This is a genomic window from Marinobacter sp. NFXS11, assembly GCF_040148675.1.
In the GTDB taxonomy this organism is placed as follows: domain Bacteria; phylum Pseudomonadota; class Gammaproteobacteria; order Pseudomonadales; family Oleiphilaceae; genus Marinobacter.
Genome location: NZ_JAGDDV010000002.1, coordinates 1,129,999 through 1,150,862 on the forward strand (window position 1 = coordinate 1,129,999; position 20,864 = coordinate 1,150,862).

Annotated in this window: 19 protein-coding genes; 4 read left to right on the forward strand and 15 right to left on the reverse strand. The window is 57.1% G+C overall.

The window, feature by feature from the left end; translation table 11 throughout:
- Position 1 precedes the first annotated feature (1 nt).
- From J3362_RS14155 to J3362_RS14195, 9 genes are all read right to left on the reverse strand, one after another.
- Positions 2–1,210 (reverse strand): ammonium transporter, encoded by a 1,209-nt coding sequence (locus J3362_RS14155; protein WP_219122219.1) that lies wholly within the window; start codon positions 1,208–1,210, stop codon positions 2–4.
- 222 nt (positions 1,211–1,432) lie between these two features.
- A complete protein-coding gene (locus J3362_RS14160; protein ID WP_349520495.1) occupies positions 1,433–2,356 on the reverse strand; it encodes a flagellar motor protein MotB in 924 nt (307 codons plus the stop codon).
- Positions 2,357–2,358: 2 nt separating this feature from the next.
- Positions 2,359–3,129: a flagellar motor protein PomA gene (pomA, locus tag J3362_RS14165; protein WP_062783172.1), complete on the reverse strand. Its 771-nt coding sequence runs from the start codon at positions 3,127–3,129 to the stop codon at positions 2,359–2,361.
- A gap of 68 nt (positions 3,130–3,197) precedes the next feature.
- Complete coding sequence (locus J3362_RS14170; protein ID WP_349520496.1) at positions 3,198–3,617, reverse strand: YkvA family protein; 420 nt, start codon at positions 3,615–3,617, stop codon at positions 3,198–3,200.
- A gap of 78 nt (positions 3,618–3,695) precedes the next feature.
- Positions 3,696–3,953: a TIGR03643 family protein gene (locus tag J3362_RS14175; protein ID WP_349520498.1), complete on the reverse strand. Its 258-nt coding sequence runs from the start codon at positions 3,951–3,953 to the stop codon at positions 3,696–3,698.
- A 69-nt stretch (positions 3,954–4,022) separates the two neighbouring features.
- On the reverse strand, positions 4,023–4,616 hold the full coding sequence (locus tag J3362_RS14180; RefSeq protein WP_349520500.1) for a tRNA-uridine aminocarboxypropyltransferase: 594 nt from the start codon (positions 4,614–4,616) through the stop codon (positions 4,023–4,025).
- Between the two features lie 6 nt (positions 4,617–4,622).
- Positions 4,623–6,284 carry a phytoene desaturase family protein gene (locus J3362_RS14185; protein WP_349520502.1) on the reverse strand — a complete coding sequence of 554 codons (1,662 nt, stop codon included), beginning with the start codon at positions 6,282–6,284 and terminating at the stop codon, positions 4,623–4,625.
- Positions 6,275–6,781 (reverse strand): DUF6231 family protein, encoded by a 507-nt coding sequence (locus J3362_RS14190; RefSeq protein WP_349520504.1) that lies wholly within the window; start codon positions 6,779–6,781, stop codon positions 6,275–6,277. Before J3362_RS14190 ends, J3362_RS14185 begins: the two co-directional genes overlap by 10 nt.
- Positions 6,782–6,797: 16 nt before the next feature.
- Complete coding sequence (locus tag J3362_RS14195) at positions 6,798–8,120, reverse strand: DASH family cryptochrome (protein ID WP_349520506.1); 1,323 nt, start codon at positions 8,118–8,120, stop codon at positions 6,798–6,800.
- Positions 8,121–8,288: 168 nt separating this feature from the next.
- Between J3362_RS14195 and J3362_RS14200 the strand changes: the two genes are divergently transcribed.
- On the forward strand, positions 8,289–9,401 hold the full coding sequence (locus J3362_RS14200) for an S-(hydroxymethyl)glutathione dehydrogenase/class III alcohol dehydrogenase (RefSeq protein WP_053113753.1): 1,113 nt from the start codon (positions 8,289–8,291) through the stop codon (positions 9,399–9,401).
- An 83-nt stretch (positions 9,402–9,484) separates the two neighbouring features.
- Here J3362_RS14200 and J3362_RS14205 read toward each other — a convergent pair whose 3' ends face one another.
- The 6 genes from J3362_RS14205 to J3362_RS14230 all read right to left on the reverse strand — a co-directional run bounded on the left by J3362_RS14205 (position 9,485) and on the right by J3362_RS14230 (position 18,890).
- Complete coding sequence (locus tag J3362_RS14205; protein ID WP_349520508.1) at positions 9,485–10,081, reverse strand: antibiotic biosynthesis monooxygenase; 597 nt, start codon at positions 10,079–10,081, stop codon at positions 9,485–9,487.
- 75 nt (positions 10,082–10,156) lie between these two features.
- Complete coding sequence (locus J3362_RS14210) at positions 10,157–11,485, reverse strand: DUF1329 domain-containing protein (RefSeq protein ID WP_049784508.1); 1,329 nt, start codon at positions 11,483–11,485, stop codon at positions 10,157–10,159.
- 15 nt (positions 11,486–11,500) lie between these two features.
- Entirely contained in the window at positions 11,501–13,414 is a 1,914-nt protein-coding gene (locus J3362_RS14215) for a DUF1302 family protein (protein WP_062783150.1), read from the reverse strand.
- A gap of 43 nt (positions 13,415–13,457) precedes the next feature.
- Entirely contained in the window at positions 13,458–15,923 is a 2,466-nt protein-coding gene (locus J3362_RS14220; protein ID WP_349520511.1) for an efflux RND transporter permease subunit, read from the reverse strand.
- Positions 15,924–15,934: 11 nt separating this feature from the next.
- A complete protein-coding gene (locus J3362_RS14225) occupies positions 15,935–16,927 on the reverse strand; it encodes a WD40/YVTN/BNR-like repeat-containing protein (RefSeq protein WP_349520513.1) in 993 nt (330 codons plus the stop codon).
- Positions 16,928–17,183: 256 nt separating this feature from the next.
- Positions 17,184–18,890: a sigma-54-dependent Fis family transcriptional regulator gene (locus J3362_RS14230; protein ID WP_064229181.1), complete on the reverse strand. Its 1,707-nt coding sequence runs from the start codon at positions 18,888–18,890 to the stop codon at positions 17,184–17,186.
- 382 nt (positions 18,891–19,272) lie between these two features.
- Between J3362_RS14230 and J3362_RS14235 the strand changes: the two genes are divergently transcribed.
- The 3 genes from J3362_RS14235 to J3362_RS14245 are packed head-to-tail and all read left to right on the forward strand — an operon-like array spanning position 19,273 to position 20,851.
- The gene (locus J3362_RS14235; protein WP_014579139.1) at positions 19,273–19,533 is read left to right on the forward strand and encodes a phenol hydroxylase subunit; all 261 of its coding nucleotides are present in this window, start codon (positions 19,273–19,275) and stop codon (positions 19,531–19,533) included.
- Between the two features lie 50 nt (positions 19,534–19,583).
- Complete coding sequence (locus J3362_RS14240; protein ID WP_349520516.1) at positions 19,584–20,585, forward strand: aromatic/alkene monooxygenase hydroxylase subunit beta; 1,002 nt, start codon at positions 19,584–19,586, stop codon at positions 20,583–20,585.
- On the forward strand, positions 20,582–20,851 hold the full coding sequence (locus J3362_RS14245; RefSeq protein ID WP_014579141.1) for an MmoB/DmpM family protein: 270 nt from the start codon (positions 20,582–20,584) through the stop codon (positions 20,849–20,851). The genes J3362_RS14240 and J3362_RS14245 overlap by 4 nt, the downstream gene beginning before the upstream one ends.
- Positions 20,852–20,864 lie beyond the last annotated feature (13 nt).

A 20,864-nucleotide genomic window follows, 5' to 3' on the forward strand; every position in this document is an offset into this window, starting at 1 on the left:
GTTACTCGACTGCGGTCGCCCCAATCCGGTGGATGCTCAGATCCGCCCCGTTGAACTCTTCCTCTTCGGTCAGGCGTAGGCCGGAAATGGCGTTGATTGCGCCATAGACAATCAGGCCGCCGACAAAGGCCACAACCACACCGGCCACTGAGCCGATGATCTGCGACATCAGGCTGACGCCGCCAAGGCCTCCCAGCGCTTGCTGGCCGAAAATGCCGCAGGCAATCGCGCCCCAGACACCACAGACACCGTGCAGGGGCCAGACACCCAGAACATCGTCCAGCCGTTCGATCTTGGCCTGCGCCCATTCAAACAGGTAAACGAAGATGGCGCCTGCTACGCCGCCAGTCACCAGGGCGCCTACCGGATGCATCAGGTCAGAGCCGGCACATACCGCCACCAGTCCCGCTAGCGGGCCGTTGTGGATAAAGCCCGGGTCCTTGCGGCCCAGCAGCATGGAGACGAGGATGCCGCCGACCATGGCCATCAGGCTGTTCACGGCCACCAGACCGCTGATGCCGTCCAGTGTCTGGGCCGACATGACGTTGAAGCCAAACCAGCCAACGGTCAGAATCCAGGCGCCCAGGGCGAGGAAGGGGATGTTGGAGGGGGCAAAGGCCACCACCTTGCCGTTGCGGTAGCGCCCATTTCGTGCACCCAGAACCAGTACGGCCGCAAGGGCGATCCAGCCGCCAACCGCGTGCACTACAACGGAGCCGGCAAAGTCGTGGAAGGATGCACCAAACTGGTTCTCCAGCCAGCCCTGAAAGCCATAGTTACCGTTCCAGATCAGACCCTCAAAGAACGGGTAGATGAAGGCGACAATCAGGCCTGAGGCAATCAGCATCGGGTAGAACTTGGCGCGTTCGGCAATACCGCCGGACACGATGGCGGGAATGGCCGCGGCGAACGTCATCAGGAAGAAAAACTTCACCAGATCATAGCCGTTGGCAGCGGTGAGCTCGGCGGCGCCGCTCATGAAATGACTGCCGTAGGCAATGTAATAGCCGATAAAGAAGTAGGCCACGGCGGAGATGCCGAAGTCGGTCATGATCTTGACCAGGGCATTGACCTGGTTCTTGTGGCGAACCGTGCCCACTTCCAGGAAGGCAAAGCCGGCATGCATGGCCAGCACCATAATGGCGCCGATAAGGATGAACAGCGTGTTGGCGCTTTCAGTCAGGGTGTGTACTGCACTCGTGATGTCCACGGGTTTTCGCTCCTGATGTTGTGTGTCCGGCCTCTATCGGGCCGTTTACGTTGGCTTGTGCATTGTTGAGGTGCAGTTGAAGCAAGAGCTGTTCCAAAACAAGGCATATCAAGAGCTGAAGGGCAGTTGAGGGGGCTTTCAGAAATGTCAGGCACTATTTTGAGTCTGATAATGCACTAATGCTGTGCATTTTGGCGTGTAGCGCACCAAAATAGAGTTCGCTTACCAACTGATTTCGTTTGGTGTCGAGCTGTCGGATTCGGATTCGATCCCGAGGCTGGATTCGGCATCATCCGATTCGGACCGGATCAGTTCCCGGAGGCGCACTTCCTGTTCCTGCATCGGGCCGGAGAGATCAATGATGATTTCCACGCGCCGGTTCTTTGCGCGGTTCTCCGCAGAGGTGTTGGGTACCCGCGGTTCGGTATCCGCCAGACCGGTGACGGACAAACGGGTGGGTTCCACCTGGTCCCGGGCGACCAGAACGTTGGCAACGGCGGCTGAACGGGCGGCGGAGAGGTCCCAGTTACTGTAAAAACGGTCGGTCCGGATAGGCACGTTGTCGGTGTGTCCCTCGATCGTCAGGTCACCGGGAATGCCTTCAATTACCTCCGCCATATCCAGCAGCAGGCCCTCGAATTCCCAGGTCAGCTGAGCCGAGCCCGAAGGGAAAGAACCTTTTTCCTCAACCCGAATCACGATTCGCCGCTGATCCTCGCTCACATTGATTCGCCCATCGGCGATCGCCGGCTCCAGGACTTTGAGGATATCGTCCATGGTTTCCTGCATCTGTTCCTCCATGGCGGCTTCAACGGCCATGTCGGTGGGGCTTTTCAGGGTCTGGAGCTCCGGCGCTTCGTCCGTGGTGGTCTGTTTGACTTCGTTGACGACGGTGGGCTCTGGCGGCGCCGGGGAAAACTTGTCGAAAATGGGGCTGGTGCCCTTCGGGATCTCCAGAGCCGGCACATCCCGCTGGACGCCAAAGGCTTTGGAGAGTTCACCGGCAATCTGCTTGAACTTCTGGGCGTCGATCTCGGAAAAGGACAGCAGCAGAACAAAGAAGCACATCAGCAGGGACATGAGATCGGCGAAGGTGACAACCCAGGCGGGAATTCCCGGTTTTTCCTCTTCTGGCAACTCGTCCATGATTACGCGCCTTCCGGTTCGGCCACTTTTTCACGTTCCTTGGGCGGCAGGTAGCTGGAGAGCATCTGCTCGATGATGCGCGGGTTGGTACCCTCCTGGATGGCAACCAGGGCATCAATATAAAGCGACTGCATGCGCGCTTCCTCGGTCATGCGCAGAGAGAGCTTGTCGGCAATCGGGGTGGCAATCATGGTGGCAATCATGGCGCCATAAAGCGTTGTCAGCAGGGCAACGGCCATGGCCGGGCCGATGGATTTCGGGTCTTCCATGTTCGACAGCATCTGAACCAGACCTATCAGCGTACCGATCATGCCCATGGCCGGCGCCACGTCCGCCATGGCCGTGAAGACCTTGGCGCCGGAGCGGTTGTGGTCGAGGGTCATCAGGCGCTCCTTGTTCAGAAGCTCCTTGATGGTTTTCCCGTCCTGCCCGTCTACCAGCATCTGGATACCCTGTCCAAGGAACGGGCTGCTGATCTCTCTGTCTTCCAGCCCCAGAACCCCTTCTTTCCGTGCCACATTGGCAATATCCACCAGCTCCTCAATGCTCGCCTGGGTTTCCGGCAACTTGAACTTGAAGGCGCGGGCAGCAGCTTTGAAGGCACCCAGGAACTGGGCAAAACTGAACTTGGCGAGAACAACCAGCAGGGTACCGCCGACAACGATCAGCAGGGATGCGGGATTGATAAATACCAACGGAGAGGTGCCAAGAATAACTGCCGAAGCAATGAGTAAACTAGCGCCAACAAGACCGATAAGAGTGGCGAAATCCACGGTATCTCCAGGTTTGGTTTGAGCAAGGCTGAGAAGGGGTGTGAGATTACCTTCAGATCAGAATTTAATCAATTCGTCTGATGGGTTCTTGCCAGTTCTTCCTGCTGTTCTTTCCAGGCAGCATAGCGGTGAATATCGGACTCCACCAGCTTCAGGCACAGCGCAACAACGCCGGCGTCGTCCACCAGACCGAATCCGAAGATCAGGTCGGGAATGACATCGAGGGGGTTCATCACGTAGATCAGCGCACCGGCCACCGCTGCGATCGTTTTCCACGGAACGCTCCGGTAATTGCCGTACCAGTAATCGCGGATCATCGAAAACATCAGCTTGATGTCGGCGCTGAAGCGAGACAGTTTGCCGCTTTCTTTTACTTTCTCTTCAATACTGCGCTGGCGGTCGAGCAGCGTTTCCAGATCCGCCCGATGCACCTTGCCCGCTTCGGCGTCCAGCTGTTTCCGGGCGTTTTTCTGGTTGAACAATGCCATCGAGAGGGTTCCTCACTTGCTTGATGCCTGAGTGCTCATGATCGCGCAGCTTCGCCGTCAATGCCAATGACAAGGCGTTTATCGGTGCTTGTACTGGGTCGGGCAATAGCCGCGGTTTACACCCTCAGGTCGTAGCTGGCGATGTTTGGTGTTGCGCCCGGTTACCCGCTTGCGCCAGAGCCGGAAGCTACCGGGCTTGAGCTCACGACGCATCAGGCGAATGACATCCTTTTCGCGAAGGCCATAGAGGGCTTCGATGGCCTCGAAGGGTGTGCGGTCCTCCCACGCCATCTCGATGATGCGGGACAGGTCCGCCGGTTCAAACTGCTCTGACATGGGGGCTTCCTGGTTGAATTACGTGTCCCAGAGTACGTTTGAGCTAGCCAGTCGTCTCACCCGGCTGGTTTATTGGTAGTGCCTGTGCAGCCGGGCCGGGATCTGGGCCAGCTGTTTGTCTACCAGTGTGCGCATTGCGTGGGCGATTGGCCGGGTATCCAGCTCTGGCTCAAGCACATTGAGCAGATAGGCAACGGCCTCTGCCGTGGCCAGGCGGTGTTCTCCGGGCGCCTTTCGGATGGCGTAGGCGGAGGCCGGCGGACTGGCGAAATGGAAACGCGGCAACGCAGAGAGTTCCGGGTTCTGGTGAAGGATTTTGGCGGCCTTGCGCCAGGTGCCGTCGAGGATGATCCAGTGATCGAACTGGCGTACGTCTGAGGTTTCGAGCGCCTCACTGCCGGGCTCCGGAAACAGCAGGGCCGGGTGATGACTGCCGGCGACGGAATCAAACCCGGCCTGATGGAAATCGTGCGGCATTTCGCCTGTGAAGAGCCTGATATTTGCGAGGCACCGGGTGAGGATGCGAACGGTACCTTTGGCATGGCCGACCTCGGTCGGGTGCTGCAGTACCGTCACCCCCGTTCGGTTTCGCACGGGGGCACACGCTTCGCAAACACAGATATTCGGATGCATGCCGCAATCGGCGCAAATCGGTCTGGGCAACCCCTGTTACCCCACGAAAATACGCTTCGCCAGACCGGCCCCGCGCCAGCCCTGAATGGCCAGGGTGCTGACCAGTCCACCGATCATTGCGCCCACGACACCGCAGGTGAGGATATCCTGGCCAGTAAGGTAGAGCCCTGGGATGTCGGTCTTGGGTTTCAGCCACTCCTGTTCGAAGCGCTCGGGGTTGTGGTCCAGGCCGTAGAGCTCGCCCCGGCCGTAACGGCAGAACCAGGCGGTGGAAAGCGGGGTTGAGGTTTCCACGTAATGCACTTTTCCGCGCAGCTGGGGCAGTTTCTCGTACATCACTTCCAGCAACTGGTCGGTGATTTTCTGCTTCAGGGCCTCATAGTCGTCGCCCCGCTTGCCCCAGATGGTGTCCTGCCAGGGCTCGAACATCTCCCAGGTAGTCGGGGCGACGATCTCGATGGTGGAGGTGCCAGGCCAGCGGTTCTGGTAATCCGGATCCTTGGCTGCTGGAAAGGAGATGTAGACCACCGGGAACTCGGTGTTGTCCGGGTCATCCAGAAACTGTTGCACGTTGCCATCGTGGTCCGCGCTGGGATAGATCCAGAAATTGGTCCGCGGCAGGCCCAGTGCCTCCGGTGTGCCCTTCAGGCCAATGTAGAGGCCGATGTGGGGCATGGAGGGAATGATGTGCTGGCGTTTGCTTTTGTAGCCGATCTTCTCCGCGGACTCGGCGGGCAGCAGTTTTTCGAAAGTGTTGATAATTCCGGCGTTGCTGATGACCAGCGGTGCCCGGATTTCCTCGCCATCGGCCATGCGAACGCCGGTTGCCCTGCCTTTCTCCACCAGGATGTCGGTGACGTCGGCGTAGGTAAAGACTTCACCGCCGGGCTGCTGGATAACAGGGATAATGGTTTTGGCAATTTCCGACGCGCCGCCGACGGGGTAAAAGCCACCGTAGAGGTAATGTTTGGCAATCAGCGCATGGACCATAAAGCTGGACTGCATCGGCGTGACGCCGCAGTCGCCCCACTGGCCGGTGATAGCGCCGATCAGTTCCTGATTGTCGGTGAGCTCGCTCAGCACCTCCCACGTGGTCTTGTTGAAACAGTCAGGCAGGGCGACATCCAGTCCTTTGTTGATAACCGGGCTCAATATGCCGGGGGCGAGCTTGGAGAGTGTGTACCACTGCATGCCGTCTGCCACCTTGCCCAGCAGCTTTACATACTGGTCGATGGCTTCTTGTTCATCGGGAAAGGCATCGAGCAGGGAGAGACGCAGCCCTTCCTTGCCGGCGCGCAGATTCACGACCTTTTCGCCCAGGAAGAAGCGGTCGTAGTTCTCGTCCATGGGGGCCCATTCCAGCTTGCCGTCGGTGATGTAATCGAACAGCCTGCGGCCCAGGGTGTGGGGAGAGCCCATGTCGCCGATGTAATGGACGCCTACGTCCCATTCGTAGCCGTTGCGAGCGTAACTGTGGGTGTAGCCGCCGGCCGTGTAATGCTGCTCAAGCACGAGGACTTTCTTGCCCGCCTTGGCCAGGCAGGCTGCGGTGGTCAGGCCGCCGATGCCGGAGCCAATTACGATGGCGTCGTAGGGGCCTTTCAGGCGATTGGCCCGGTAACGGGTACCGATCCTGATCGTACTAGGCTTCAGTTTCTGAGAAGACGGACTGTTCACTTCAGTGCTTTTTACCACCATGCCTTGCCCCACATTTCCGGATTGGCCCAGTTCTCTGGATTGTTCCAGGCCCGTTTGTGGTTGTAAGTATCCAGATTGTAGGTGTACAGCGTGAGTGCGCCGTTATCATTTTCCAGTTCGGCATGGCGACGGAAGCCGAGGCCGATGAAATCAGTAAAGGCCCAGCCTGGCGCTTCGCCAACCAGCACCGCGATCTGATGGGTGCCATAGTTTCTAAGCTGGCCCAGCAGCAGGGCGCCTTCATCATGAGGCAGGTGCTCCAGGGTGCCGGTTATCAGCGCCAGGTCTGCAACCCGGTCGATGTGCAGCCTGGCATTGGGGTCAATGGTGTCGAGAGTTCGAACATCGACGCCATCCTGGTGGTTCTGCCACATCCGCGATATTTCGGTTGCGAGGCTGCCGCAACTCAGCAGGGTTGCCGGTGAGCTGGTTTCGATGATGCGGGCCAGTGTCTCCCGTGCTGCATCCGAGCTGCTGTTGTCCGTCATTTCCGCCATGGCGATTCGCCTTTTACTACAGGGGCCAGTCTGCCGCATCCACTGTGTGTAAGCCTACGGGCTGATCTGCATGCCCGCCCCAGCGGTCAATAAAGGTGCCGGTGGGATCGTACTGCTGCGTCTGTTTTTCGAGGTTGAACTGCCGTAGGCCTCTCGGGTCCGCCCCTACGCCAGCCAGGTACTGCCAGTTGCCGTAGTTGCTCCCTACATCATAGTCGATCAACTGCTCCTCAAACCATGCCGCTCCGTAGCGCCAGTCCAACCCGAGTTCGTTGATGAAGCAACTGGCGACCAGTTGTCTGGCCCGGTTGCTCATGTAACCGGTTTCCCGCAGCTGATTCATTGCGGCGTTCACGATCGGATATTCGGTGTTGCCCTGGCACCAGGCCTTGAAACGATGGCCGTAGAAGGTGCCATGCCGACGTTTACGCTGGACGCCGTCCCGGCGGAACAGGTTGGCGCCATGTTTCAGGGCGTACCAGTAGAAATACTCGCGCCAGAGGAGCTCAAACCAGAGCCAGTAGGTGGATTCGTTTTTGGTCTCGCTGGCTTCGTATTCGGTGATGGTTTCTGCTATTTCCCGGACCGAGAGACAGCCGTTCGCCAGCCAGGGTGAGAACTTGGAGGAGGCATCCCAGGTGTCCAGGGCGTTCCGGGTTTCCTTGTAGCGGTCAATGCTGCGGTTGCCATAGAGGAATTCCTGCAGCCGCGCCAGGCCGGCGGCTTCACCACCCATAAACTGTAACGGATGCACCGGTTCCGGTATCGGCGGGCAGTCGCCACGATTGTCCTCCGGGAATCCCGGCGGTGGCGGCAGGGCCGTCAGGGTGCGGATTCGCAAGCGCTCTGAACAGCGATCTCCGGTTTTCTCAACTTGCTTGCGGAACTGGGAGAAGGTATCCGGCAACTCCCCGAGCGCCATCGGTAGGGAACCCTCGGTGAACAGGCTCAGAGTCTCGAATTGCTGGAATACTGCCTTGGGCAGCCTGTCCTTGATGGCTTGCCACTGACCGGCCTCCTGGGTGCCCGGAAGCCGGGAGCGGACAACCCGTTCAATGCTGTGGGCGTGCGCAAGTTGCGGAATGACCGTTTCCGGCTCACCAAAGGCGATGTGGAGCCGCTGGCCCAGTGGTCGAAGGCTGCGTTCCAACGCCATCAGGCTCTGCCAAAGAAAGCGCCACCGATGATCCCCCATGGCCTTGCTCTGCAGGGGACCGGGCGCAAACCAGCGCGGATCGACCACATAGAGGCAGAGCAGCATGTCGGACTTCGAGGCCGCCAGCAACGAAGCGTTGTCGTGCAGGCGAAGATCCCGCGTAAACCAGTAAAGCGTGCGCAACGTAAGAGCTCCTCTCTCGGTATCTGTCAGCTGTGAGAAGATACGAGCCAGTTCCGAAAAAGATTTCGCCGCCCATCTGGTTGCGCACTTCGTCTAGAATGAACGAACAGCCGGCACATCGTGGCGTGAAATCCAAAACACAGATCCGAATTCAACAGGAGTCCGACAGTGATTAAATCCCGTGCAGCGGTGGCTTTTGAGGCCAACAAGCCGCTAGAAATTGTCGAAGTCGATGTGGCGCCGCCCCAGGAGGGCGAGGTTCTGGTGCGCATCGTTGCCACCGGTGTTTGTCATACCGACGCCTACACCCTGTCTGGTGCTGACCCCGAAGGCCTGTTCCCGACCATTCTGGGCCACGAAGGTGGCGGTATTGTCGAGGCGGTCGGACCCGGCGTCAAAAACCTGGAAGTGGGTGACCACGTGATTCCGCTCTACACGGCCGAATGCGGCGAGTGCAAGTTCTGCACCTCTGGCAAGACCAATCTGTGTGGTGCCGTGCGCGCGACCCAGGGCAAGGGCGTGATGCCCGACGGTACCTCCCGTTTCTCCTACAACGGTCAGCCACTCTATCATTACATGGGCTGCTCCACGTTTTCCGAATACACGGTACTGCCGGAAATCTCCCTGGCCAAGATTCCCAAGGAAGCGCCCCTGGACAAGGTATGCCTGCTTGGCTGCGGCGTCACCACCGGCATCGGCGCGGTACTGAACACTGCCAAGGTTGAGGAAGGCGCCACTGTGGCCATCTTCGGCCTGGGTGGCATCGGCCTGGCGGCGATCATCGGAGCCAAGATGGCCAAGGCGGGTCGGATTATCGGCGTCGACATCAATCCGGGCAAATTCGACATCGCCAAACAGCTGGGTGCCACCGATGTGGTTAATCCCAACGACTACGACAAGCCGATTCAGGAAGTGATTGTCGACATGACCGACGGCGGCGCCGACTACACCTTCGAATGCGTAGGCAACGTGAAACTGATGCGTGCAGCGCTTGAGGCCTGCCACAAAGGCTGGGGTGAATCCACTATCATCGGTGTTGCCGGTGCAGGCGAGGAAATCAGCACCCGTCCGTTCCAGCTGGTCACCGGTCGGGTCTGGCGTGGTTCAGCCTTTGGCGGTGTGAAAGGTCGTACCGAGCTGCCGGGCTATGTGGAAAAAGCCGAAAAGGGTGAGATCCCACTGGATGTGTTCATTACCCATGAAATGCCGTTGGAAGACATCAACAAGGCGTTTGACCTGATGCATGAGGGTAAGAGCATCCGGACGGTTATTCATTTCTAAACTGATGCAGTCGTGAGCAGGTCATGCCGGTTTGGCCTGCTCCATGCCCATTGCTGGCCGATGTGGTTCAAGAGGTCGTTTGCTCATCGGGATGAGTCGCCTTTCTTGGGAAACAACCAGAATGCGAACCAGCGGGTCATCCTCGGCATGAGCACATAACTCATCAAGATCATCACCACCGCGGTGACCAGCAGTGTTCGTACAAAAAGCGGTATCTGTGCCAACCAGTCTCCGAACATGACGAAGACGAGCGTGACAGCCGGATAGAGTGCCAGCCAACTGACAAGGGTCATCTTCCATTTGGGTGGTGGCGTCACCGGATTTTGACCCGGCAAAGTGAACCAGGTAACGATTCCCGAAGTCACTTCCCGTTCACTGGGTTGAACCAGCAAACTTTCTATCTGCTCCAGCAGCTCCGCTCTCTCATTGGAAGCTTCCCATGCAGCAAGGGATTCCCGGTCTCGGAACTTGAACACGATGCGGTATTCGGGATCGTCGGGTGACGCCGGCCGGAACATGGCGGTACCGAGATATCCCGGAAAACGAGATGCTCGTTCGGTCATTTTGCTGCTGAGAGCCTCGAACTCTTCCTGATTGCCTTTTTTGACCCGCCGAGAGACGACAACTGTGAGGGGATCTGTTGAACCTTGTTCGCTGGCAGTTGATTGGCTATCCATCATGTTCAATATCCTCAATGATCCAAAAAAGGGGCCCGCAGAAGCGGGCCCAATGGAGAAGCAACAAAGATCCGTGGATCAGCTTCCGGTTGCCCGGAGGTGTTGAACGTTGAACATCTGGGGCGGCGACAGTTCCGGATCAACCTGTCCCTTGAACTGGCCGGTGGTGCAGTGGCTGGCCTGGACATCAATCATGCTGAAGCTGTCGTCAATGGACACACCGCTGCCCTTGTTTTTCGGCAGGTGGTGATCGGGGTGTGCCTGGCCAATGGTAAAGGTCTTCCAGAGGCTACCCTTGCGGTCGTAGGACACGGTTCGGGGAATGGTGAAGGTTTGTGCGTCCATGAAATGAACACGCTTTGAGAGCGGGTGGCTCTCGTCCACAGGAACGGATTCAACTTCGTAGACCTTGCGCAGCTGCCAGGTTATATCCGGGAAACAGCCACCCTGGCCACTGAAGGACACAACCTGATAGCCATCGCTGTCGCTGTGGGTTTCGGCATCCAGCGTCAGATCATTGTGGTTGTAGAAGGGCATCAGCATGTAGCGAGTGCCTTTGTAGGTCCAGTTCATGTCTGAAATCCGGCCGTTATAGCCCTCAAAGTCCTCGATCATCAGATCAGAGCCTAGGAACGCGTCGGTGACCTGGCCAGTTGCCAGACGACGGACCCGACGCTGGAAGCCCAGGTACAACCAGGAGTTGTCCCGCTTCAGATCGTCCGCTGCACGATGGATCAGGAGCTGGGTGTTGCGGACATCAGCCGGGTCCAGTACCTGCACATAAATCGCCCGGAACAGGTCAGACGGGTTCGGCGTGATTTCCGGCGTCGGTTCCTGGATGACCCGGCCTTTATAGTTCAGGAAGTGGAAGTTGAACTTGATAGTGCGTTCCACCTTGCCAGAGTCCATGTCCCGATATTTCCAGTAGAACGGGTAGATAGCCGCGCTGTCGCCCCAGTTGTAGCCATACTTGTAGTTCCAGGCCAGCTTCTCGCCGGCTCGTGGATCGTTGGCGTCAGGTTCTTCGGGGAAGGGGCGGCCCGCACTCCAGCCACTGATCTCGCCCACCTCGTTTCCAAGAGACACCTGTCCCAGCGAAACCCGTGTAGCTTCGACATAGTTCGGATGCAGATCAAAGGAGGTGGTCTCGCCTACGGTGATGGTGGTCATGCCCTGCTCGATAAAACCGTAGAATGCGGGATCGATGGCGTCCTTGAACTGGGCAACGTTGCTCTGGTCAATGACCATTCCGGCTTTTAGTCCATCAAAGCTCGGTGTCTCTGTGTTGTAGGGATAGAAGGAGTTGGTAATAACTGCTTCATCGGCCATTAGCGCTGTCGACATCAGGCCTGCCGTGCAGCCAGCCATCAGCCATCTAAAAACGGATTTGTTCTTTGTCGTAGTCATTTTGGTTCCTCGTTATCAGAAGCTGTAACGTGCGGTCAGCTGGATTTCGTCTTCTTTCTGGGCCATGCCGATCGGTCCTGACTGGAAGCGGCCAAGGGGTTCGTATCCGGAAAGACCGGCAGATTCACCCGCAGGCTGGCCAGGATAGGCGGCGGTGAACGGATCCCAGGGGTTACAGGTGCGGCAGTCATCGAACTTGCGGGCACCATCGCCGACCTTGAAGTTGGCGCCGGCTGTGAGCCTGAAGTTGTCGTTAACCAGCCACTCCACTGACGGTGCAACTGCAGTTGCCTGGGCTCGGACGTCGTGGGCGGTAATGATTTGTGGGCTAAGACGGCCATTCATGTAGAAACCCTTGATCAACAGGGTCGCAATCCAGTTCTGTTCCCAGTCCGGAATGCCGGCTTCGCCCAGCAGACGCTGCTCGCGCTCGTGGTCAAGAATGTGCTGGCCAAAGATCTGACCGGAAAACAGGAACGCCTGGGACTCGTTCAGGGCAGGGATGAAGATGTTCTTGTCGGCCCCCACGACGTAGCGAACGACATCAGACTCGGAATACAGCTTCTCGCGCAGGGTATTGGCAAACTCTTCACCAGAGGTGTAGGCAGTCTCAACCCGGAACACGGTGTCGATGCCCTGGGAGTAGTAGTCCAGTGAGCCGCCGACCAGGTTCACTCTCGGGAAGTGGATATCGAATGCGATCAGGCTTGGCCAAACGGCGGTATCGCCGGTGAATGCGTTCTCAGCCGGGATGCCACCGCGGAGGGAAGGAAGCTGGGAACGGTAGGTCAGAGCGTTCAGAGAGAAGCCGAGATCGCCGTATACACCTTCCAGTTTCAAACCCAGCTGGGTGTTGGAAAGGCTCCAGCTCGGCAGATGCGCCTCACGGATACCGATCTGCCCGGGGCCAAAGTCTGTCGCGATGCTGCCGTTGGCAAAGTTGGCAACGGTGCCGCCGTTCTCCCACAGATTATTCATACCACGGAAGAAGCAGCCTGCATCCAGGATGACGTTCGGCTGCCCACACTGGCCGATATCATGGGGACGGAACTGATCGAAGTTCCAGACCACCTGGAAGTTCAGGTCGTCGAAGGCGAAGCCATCGAATACCTCGGTGGGGCCCATGCGATAGTCTGACTTCAGGATCCACATGGGGATTCGGATGTCTTCCAGCTCGTCGTAGATGTTGTTGCGGGAGAAATCCACCGGGTTGATAACATCCAGTACCCGGAACAGGTCCGTGCGGCCCCAGATGACCTGCTGTTTACCCAGGCGGGTGCTCAGCACGTTGCCGCTGTCGAAGTTCAGGTCAAAATCGACATAAAGTTCACGGATGAAATCCGCCCGGTCGTTGAACTCCTGGAAACGAAGCTCGTTCAGATCCTTGTCCAGGTAGTCATCAATACAGCCCCGGCTGTCGACATCGCAGGGGCGCACCGGAACACCAAATCCGACTCCACCATCCTGAGGGTGCAGGTTTTCACCCAGGACGATCATGCCGTCGTTGGGGTTCTGATTGATGTCGAAACCGAAGTTGGGTGTCGGAGCGATACCGCCACCATGGGGTACGAATGGGTCAGGATTGGGCGCCAGCGCGGTGTCTTCGAGAAGAATGGCACCACCAGCGGTACGTCCATATTCATCCTTGTTCAGGTCGTACACCCCGTCATAGGTGCCGCGCAATGTGCCGTTGATGGAAACGTTGCTGAAAATGCCCACGTCGCCAATTCGTTTCTCGCCTTCCAGTTGCAGCGTATTACGGAATTTGGATAGACCGACGCCCTCTCGCCCGTAGGTTGCGTTTTCGTAGAAACCGTTGACGCGGGCATCTTCCGCAGCAACGGCTGTAGTCATTGGAACCAGCGCCAGGGTGGCACTACCCGCAAGGGTGCAGCACCAGAACCTCAGGCCTTTTATTGTTGTTTGCATGGCATGTCCTCGTTACAGGTTTTAGTGGGGCTTGGTACCGGGTTCAGGCCCGGTACGGCGCTCCCGTCACAAACCCATCGTCCTGTCTTGAATCCAACACAGGGGATGGAGCTGATTTCGTTTCCTTGTGGTCCGAATGCAGGATTCCGTCTTCATCGGCATAGACGTCGGTGATGAATCGCGGTTTGAAAGCCAGTACCCAGGAAGGCACCAGCAGCATGGCGGCCATGCCGTTGATGACGATCATCACGCACAGCAGCAGCGCAGCATCTGACTGGAATCGAAGATTGGAGAAGATGACCCACATGATGATCCCGGCCATCAGGGTCAGTGCGGTAAAACTGATGGCCATGCCTGTGGTTGAAATGGCACGTCTGACGGATTCGCGCAGGTCCCCGCACTTGGCCATTTCCTCGCGAATGCGGTCCATCATGTAGATGGAGTAATCGATACCTACGCCGATTCCCACAGCGATGACCGGAACGGTATTGATGTCGATGCTCAGACCGTTCAGGCCCATGTAGGCGTAGGTGAGGGTGGTGGCGAACAGCATTGCCAGGAGCATCATCAGGCCGGCGTGCCAGGAGGTGTAGAACAGCATCACGAAGGCGAAGATGAGCAGAAAGACCAGTGGCAGAACGATCACATTGGTTTCAAAGGCTGATTCGTTCATGGCAGCTGCGACACCAAGCGTGCCGCCCGCCAGTCGAATGGTCAGGCCTTCAACACTGTCTCCGTTTTCAGCGATCCATTCCTTGGCCATATGAATCGCACGACGGATGGTTTCGCCCTGACGGTCCTTGTAATAGAACACCAGGTTGGCGACTCGATCGTCGGTGTCGTTGAACTCATCCAGGGCGCCAGGCACCGGGCTCGATGCCATGTACGTGAACATCAACCCACCCACGTAGCCGGCATCGTGGGGGATCTGGTACCAGCGCGGGTCATCGTTGTGCATCAGACGATTCACCTGCTTGACCAGGTCGGGTAATCCCTTGCTGCCGCCCACTTCCGGATCCAGCAGCATATGGGCCTGAAGATCAGACAGGGCCTCAAGCACCTCGGGACGCTTCAGTCCGCCTTTTTCACTGGTTTCGGCAACAATGTAGAGCTCCTCGGAACCCGGGAAACGGTCATTAACCACGCGGGAAGAGATGTTGTAATCGTGGTCGGGGTAAAGGATCGGCGAGCCGGGCTCGGAATCACCAATCTGTACATTCGATGCGGCCAGCAAACCACCCAGCATGGATATAGCTGCCACGGCGAGAATGACTCGGGCCGCTCCGGGCCGAGTGACGGTTCGAGAGCAGCTGGCACCGATGTGGCGCAAGGCAGTTTCGCGAATTTCCGGTTTTTTCGGTGTGGGCAGGATCGAAAGCAGCAACGGAACACCGATCAGGACGGTAAAAACAACGGTGATCGCCCAGAGTGACGCGTAGATGCCAAGATGGGTGTTCAGGGGGATCGAGCCAATGGCGATCAACGAAAGACCAATGGCGTCGGAGACCACCCCCAGAGAGCCTGGCCGGAAAAGGCTGTCAAAGGTTGCTTTCGCCGCCTTTGGGCCGCTACCCAGTACCAGGGTCTCTGCATAGTAGCGCTCGACCAGTTGCACACCGTGGCTCATGGCTCGCGCTGCAATCAAAAAGGGGATTACCAGACCTAAGGGGTCCAGGTTGTAGCCGAGTACACTGATAATCCCAAGTCCCCACACGGTGGAGATGAGAACGCCTCCAAGGGGGATTAGCACACCGTACGCTTTACGGAAGTGGAAGATGAGCAGTGCCAGCATGGTCAGCACTGTGAAAATGAAGATCTGAAGGATCTGGTCCATGTAGGTGTAGGCCCAGCCCACCAGCACCGGCTGACCGGTGGCGTAGATGGTGACACCCTCGCCAGCCTCATTGGCGCGCAATTCCTGAAGTTGGGCAAAGGTTGCTTCGTAATCCAGTTTGCCTTCAATGAGCTGCGCCTTGACCAGCGCCATCTTCAGATCGGGGGAAACCAGCGGCCCGTAAACCCGCGGATTGGCGGCTACATCGGCGCGCATGGCATCCAGTGCCTGCTGGGAATATTCGCCGCTGGTAGAGTCGTAATAGGGCTCGGAGTTGATGCTGCCGACTTCCGTCAGCCAGATTTTCCGGGAATTGCGGTGGGTGACGCTGGAAACCAGGTTGTGGTTGACGCCCGGCAGGCTGTCGACCGCCTGGGTGATTCGATCGATTCTGGCCAGGTTGTCGTTGGTGAAGATATCACCGTCGGAAAACTCGACCCCGACCACAAGAACATTGGCACCACCGAAACTGTCCTTGATGCTGTTATGCAGCTGGATGTAAGGGTGTTGCTGAGGCAAAAGATCCGCGAAATCCGTGTAGATTTTCAGGCCTGGGATACGCAGGGCGAAGATCAGTGTCAGTATCGCGATCACTGAAAGCACCTTGCGGGGGTTGTTGAATATCCACACTTCCAGCAGATGCAGCAGATGTGTGAAACGATGCAATCCGGGCATGGTTGATATCCTCAGTCTTTGCTGGCGGCGTTCGCCGCAGGAAGTTCAAGGTCGAAAAGCAGGCCACGACCTCCGGCAACAAGCAGTCTTTGCTCGGGCATGAGCAGGCCGGTTCGCAGATACAGCGGCTGGTCAGATTCCGAGATTTTTTTCCAGGCGGGCCCCTGCAACTGCAGAACGGTGGCATTGTCGGCAACCGCATAGAGTTCGGAGCGGCCGGGGATGAAACCGAATACCGGAGCATTGGTCTCAGTAGGCATCTGTTCCCAGCTCTCACCGCCGTCTGTGGTGTGGTAGATGAACCCGTTCAGGCCGCCAACCCAGCCCTCCTCCATGGAGCGGAAGTAGCTGGTATGGGCGTAGAACTCATCCGGCAGATAACCGGCGTAATCCCAGTTAAAGCCACCATCATCGCTGCGAAGCACCATGCCGTACTCGCCGGTGGCGATGGCCTGATCCTCGTTAATGAACTGCAGGTTGTTGATGATGGCGTCTTCGTAAAGAGAGGTTTCATTCCAGTTCTCGCCCAGATCAGAGCTGTACTGGATGGTGGTAAAGCTGCCTGCTGCCCACCAACTGCCGTCAGGGGCACAAGCCACGGTCAGCATTTGTTCCTGGCTCGGCAACGGGTGCGGGGTCCAGAGGCTTCCCTGGACGTTGCCTTGCCATACCTGGTTGTCGAAGGTCAGCCCGATAAATGAGTTGTCCGGGCAGACATCCAGAGCCAGAAAGCTTGCTGTGGAATTCAGTGCCTGTCTCTTCCAGGTTTCGCCGTTATCCCGGCTGGTAAGCAGTACACCGTCGTTGCCAGTAACGACAATGACCTGATCGTTCCGGACCATGGACTGGTAGAAGTCTGTGCGCTTGGAGGATTGTTCGGAAACCTGGCGTACGGCCTCGAGATTGAGGGGCGCTTCGCAACCCGTCAGCAGCAGCGATGAACTACTGGCTATTGCAATCGCTGTACCGACAGTGCGCCATGAGCGCAGAGGGGTATTTTGCATTTTCTGTCACCGTCTTTGTTTTTGTGAAAAAGCGACTGACGGTGAGAGAGCAACCGGTATGCCATGTCCTTTAAGGCTTTTTTAACTAGCTGAAAATAAATAATTAATTCAGAATTTAACTGGTCGTTTGGGCGCGCTATCAGGCCGATAGAAAAGTTTGATTTTAATCAAATGATCAAACCAAGAGGCGGATTGCTTATTTCATAAGGTGGGATTCGGTCGTCGCAACATCCCTGTTGCCCGATGGGGTTTGCTTTCAGTTTTCGGCGAGGATGCCGGATTTTTTAAGCCGGTAGGCCAGGGCCGGGCGGGTAAGTCCGAGTATGCGTGCAGCACCAGAGACATTTTGGTTGGCCTGCTCCATGGCGCGGCGCATGAGTGTCTCTTCAACTTCATCCAGACTGATGGAGTCGCCCAGAATCTGATCTGCCCAGCCCCCGGAATTTCCTGGCGAACCTTCGTGTACCACATGACCCTCGCCATCCACGACTTCATGGGGTTTTTCCGAATGATTGTCCGGGAAGACGGCGAACAAGGATTCCTGACTGATAGATTCGTTGTTATCAGTAAGAATCACGCCCCGCTCGATCACATTTTCAAGCTCTCGAATATTCCCGGGCCAACGATAATTCATACACAGAGCCAGTGCCTTGTCAGAAAGACCCAGGGTTCTTTTGTTGTATTCCGAATGGAACTTCTTTAGAAAATGCTCCACCAGTAGAGGCAGATCTTCCAGCCGGTCCCGAAGGGGTGGGATTTTTACCGGGAATACATTCAGTCGGTAGTACAGATCCGCGCGGAACTTACCGGATTCAACGGCTTCGGCGAGGCTTTCGTTCGTGGCAGCAATCACTCGAACATTGACCGAGCGGGTGCGATTGTCACCCACGCGTTCGAGTTCACCTTCCTGCAGTACCCTTAACAGCGTGGCCTGCGCTCGAGCCGTAAGTTCGACCACCTCATCCAGAAAAATGGTGCCACCGTTAGCCCGCTCGAAGCGGCCCGGACGTGACTGATTCGCGCCGGTGTAGGCGCCCTTTTCGACACCAAAGAGTTCGGCTTCAATCAGGTCGGGAGGTATGGCTGCACAGTTCACGGCGACAAACGGCTGCTCCGCCCGCTCGCTGCGGAGGTGGACGCTTCTGGCGATGACCTCTTTGCCGACGCCGGTTTCACCCAGAAGGAGGACCGAGACCTTGCCCATGGCGGCCTTGTCGATCATCTTGCAGACCTTGTTATAAGACGCGGACTGGCCAATGCCGTAATACTGCCCCTGTTGATTCTCAAGGCTACTGCGAAGTGAGCTCACCTGAGACTGCAAGTCGTAGAGCTCTTCGATCATGGGGTCTGCTTTGAAGTATTTGATGAACTCCTCTGAGTCTTCCCACTCTTCGGCCGGTTTCCCGACGATGTGGCATTTCTCGTCGCCGCAGCCCCGGCAGGTGACCTCCTTGAAAATGATCTGGCGTCCCATAAACGAGGAGGTATATGCGCAGGCATAGCCGAGCAGCGACCAGCAGGCAGGCTCGTCCATCTGGCCGAGTTCGGTCTGACAGATCTCCACCTCGAAAGAGTCAAACCAGTCAAGTTCCCCGTAAAAGCCCCCCGTGTCCTGATCGATATCAATCTCAATCGGGATGACTTTCACCATGCCCTTCAGAGAATGGAGCTGGGGCCCGGCCAGGAATATGTCCAGTTCGCTGCAGTGCGGGCGAAGCTTGCGGGCAAGTTCTGCATCCCGAAGTCCGGACTGATAGCCAAGGCGCAGGAAAAACCCTTTTGCCCGTTCAATGCCGATGGTATTGACCATCTCACGGCGGAATGCAGCCATGGCGGAGACCTGCATGAGGAGCATCCGCTGTTCGCCAAACCAGATTTTGCCTTCCGTGCTTTGAAACCGGATCTGTTCCGTAAGATCCTGAAAGTCCACGTATTGCAGCTGTGGCTTGTAGCTGATTGCCATGTCAGGAGCCCCGTTTGTTGTTGTGTGGGGTTGGGGTTGTGCCCTGGTTGAGAGTCCGAGTGCGGGCACGAAATTGCTGCTCTATATAACACCTGATGAAAGTCAAAAATCAATCAAATGATAAAAATCTGGCCATTGGTCTGATGATTTTCTGTGCATCTGAGCATTTGCTGAGATGGCTTTCCCGAGTTGATCAAATAGTGAAAATCCGCCCGTTCCAACCCTCGTTGTGTTCCCTGAAACATCCTTGCCTGCGACTCCGAATAACAAAATAAAGCTAATAAAAACAGTAGATTGAAAACTTTGATTGTCGCCCGCTCAGGGTTTGGCACACCCGTTGCTCCTCTCTCACCAGCCAACAACAAAGACAATGGGGCAAACAATGACGACCCAGAACGACATCAAATCCTTCGACGAGCTGACGCGATACATCCGGGTGCGGAGTGAGCCGGGCGACAAGTTCGTGGAATTCGACTTCGCCATTGGTTACCCGGAGCTGTTCGTTGAACTCGTTCTTCCCCGCGAGGCCTTCGAAATCTTCTGCAGGCACAACAAGGTGGTCCACATGGACTCCGAGATGATCCGCGAGATCGATGAAGACATGGTCAAGTGGCGCTTCGGGGAACGTGGGCAGCGTTACTGAGCGAAGCGCTTCAGCATCCATATTCACAACAACAAGACGGTAAGGTTGATATGAGTATCGAAATCAAGACCAATTCGGTGGAACCCATCCGCCATACCTATGGCCACATTGCCCGCCGCTTTGGCGACAAGCCGGCAACCCGCTATCAGGAAGCCAGTTACGACATTGAGGCCAAGACCAACTTCCACTATCGGCCGCAATGGGATTCTGAGCATACCCTGAACGATCCGACGCGCACCGCGATCCGCATGGAAGACTGGTATGCGGTTACCGATCCGCGCCAGTTCTATTACGGCGCCTATGTAGGCAATCGCGCCAAGATGCAGGAGGCGGCCGAGACCAGCTTTGGTTTCTGCGAGAAGCGTAATCTTCTGACCCGCCTTCCCCAGGAAACCCAGAAACAGCTACTACGACTGCTGGTGCCCCTGCGTCATGTTGAGCTTGGTGCCAACATGAATAACAGCAAGATCGCCGGTGATGCGACCGCCACAACTGTCTCCCAGATGCATATCTACACCGGGATGGATCGACTGGGAATTGGCCAGTACCTATCCCGGATTGCCCTGATGATTGACGGCAGCACCGGGGCTGGACTCGATGAATCCAAGGGCTACTGGATGGATGACGAGCTCTGGCAGCCCATGCGCAAACTGGTCGAAGACTCCCTGGTGATTGATGACTGGTTCGAGCTGACCCTGGTTCAGAACATCCTCATGGACGGCCTGATGTACCCCCTGGTCTACGACAAGATCGACACCTGGTTCGAGAGCCAGGGTGCGGAGGATGTCTCCATGCTCACCGAGTTCATGCGCGACTGGTACAAGGAGTCGCTTCGCTGGACCAACGCCATGCTGAAAGTTGTTGCGGGTGAAAGCGACGACAACCGTGAACTGCTTCAAAAGTGGATCAATCACTGGGAGCCCCAGGCCTACAACGCCCTGAAACCGTTGGCGCAAGCCTCAGCTGGCATCGACGCGCTAGACGAAGCCCGCGCCGAACTCGCCACCCGTCTCAAGAAATGTGGCTTGCAGAGCCAGGGAGTATCCGCATGAGCCAGCTCGTATTCATTGCCTTTCAGGACAACGACAACGCCCGGTATCTGGCGGAAGCCATTATGGAGGACAACCCGGAAGCGGAGCTCCAGCACCAGCCAGCAATGATCCGGATCCAGGCCGAGAAGCGCCTGGTCATCAACCGGGAAACAATGGAAGAAAAGCTTGGCCGGGACTGGGACGTTCAGGAAATGCTCATCGATGTAATCAGTATCGGCGGCAATGTCGATGAAGACGATGACCACTTCATTCTTCAGTGGAACTAATCGGGAGACCTAT

Bases quoted from the DNA above. Each gene is read 5' to 3' on its own strand.
- J3362_RS14225 (WP_349520513.1), bottom strand. From the start codon at position 16,927: ATGCAAAATACCCCTCTGCGCTCATGGCGCACTGTCGGTACAGCGATT.
- J3362_RS14210 (WP_049784508.1), bottom strand. From the start codon at position 11,485: ATGACTACGACAAAGAACAAATCCGTTTTTAGATGGCTGATGGCTGGC.
- J3362_RS14245 (WP_014579141.1), top strand. From the start codon at position 20,582: ATGAGCCAGCTCGTATTCATTGCCTTTCAGGACAACGACAACGCCCGG.
- J3362_RS14240 (WP_349520516.1), top strand. From the start codon at position 19,584: ATGAGTATCGAAATCAAGACCAATTCGGTGGAACCCATCCGCCATACC.
- J3362_RS14230 (WP_064229181.1), bottom strand. From the start codon at position 18,890: ATGGCAATCAGCTACAAGCCACAGCTGCAATACGTGGACTTTCAGGAT.
- J3362_RS14170 (WP_349520496.1), bottom strand. From the start codon at position 3,617: ATGGCATTGTTCAACCAGAAAAACGCCCGGAAACAGCTGGACGCCGAA.
- J3362_RS14190 (WP_349520504.1), bottom strand. From the start codon at position 6,781: ATGGCGGAAATGACGGACAACAGCAGCTCGGATGCAGCACGGGAGACA.
- J3362_RS14220 (WP_349520511.1), bottom strand. From the start codon at position 15,923: ATGCCCGGATTGCATCGTTTCACACATCTGCTGCATCTGCTGGAAGTG.
- J3362_RS14205 (WP_349520508.1), bottom strand. From the start codon at position 10,081: ATGATGGATAGCCAATCAACTGCCAGCGAACAAGGTTCAACAGATCCC.
- J3362_RS14175 (WP_349520498.1), bottom strand. From the start codon at position 3,953: ATGTCAGAGCAGTTTGAACCGGCGGACCTGTCCCGCATCATCGAGATG.
- J3362_RS14235 (WP_014579139.1), top strand. From the start codon at position 19,273: ATGACGACCCAGAACGACATCAAATCCTTCGACGAGCTGACGCGATAC.
- J3362_RS14215 (WP_062783150.1), bottom strand. From the start codon at position 13,414: ATGCAAACAACAATAAAAGGCCTGAGGTTCTGGTGCTGCACCCTTGCG.
- J3362_RS14160 (WP_349520495.1), bottom strand. From the start codon at position 2,356: ATGGACGAGTTGCCAGAAGAGGAAAAACCGGGAATTCCCGCCTGGGTT.
- J3362_RS14185 (WP_349520502.1), bottom strand. From the start codon at position 6,284: ATGGTGGTAAAAAGCACTGAAGTGAACAGTCCGTCTTCTCAGAAACTG.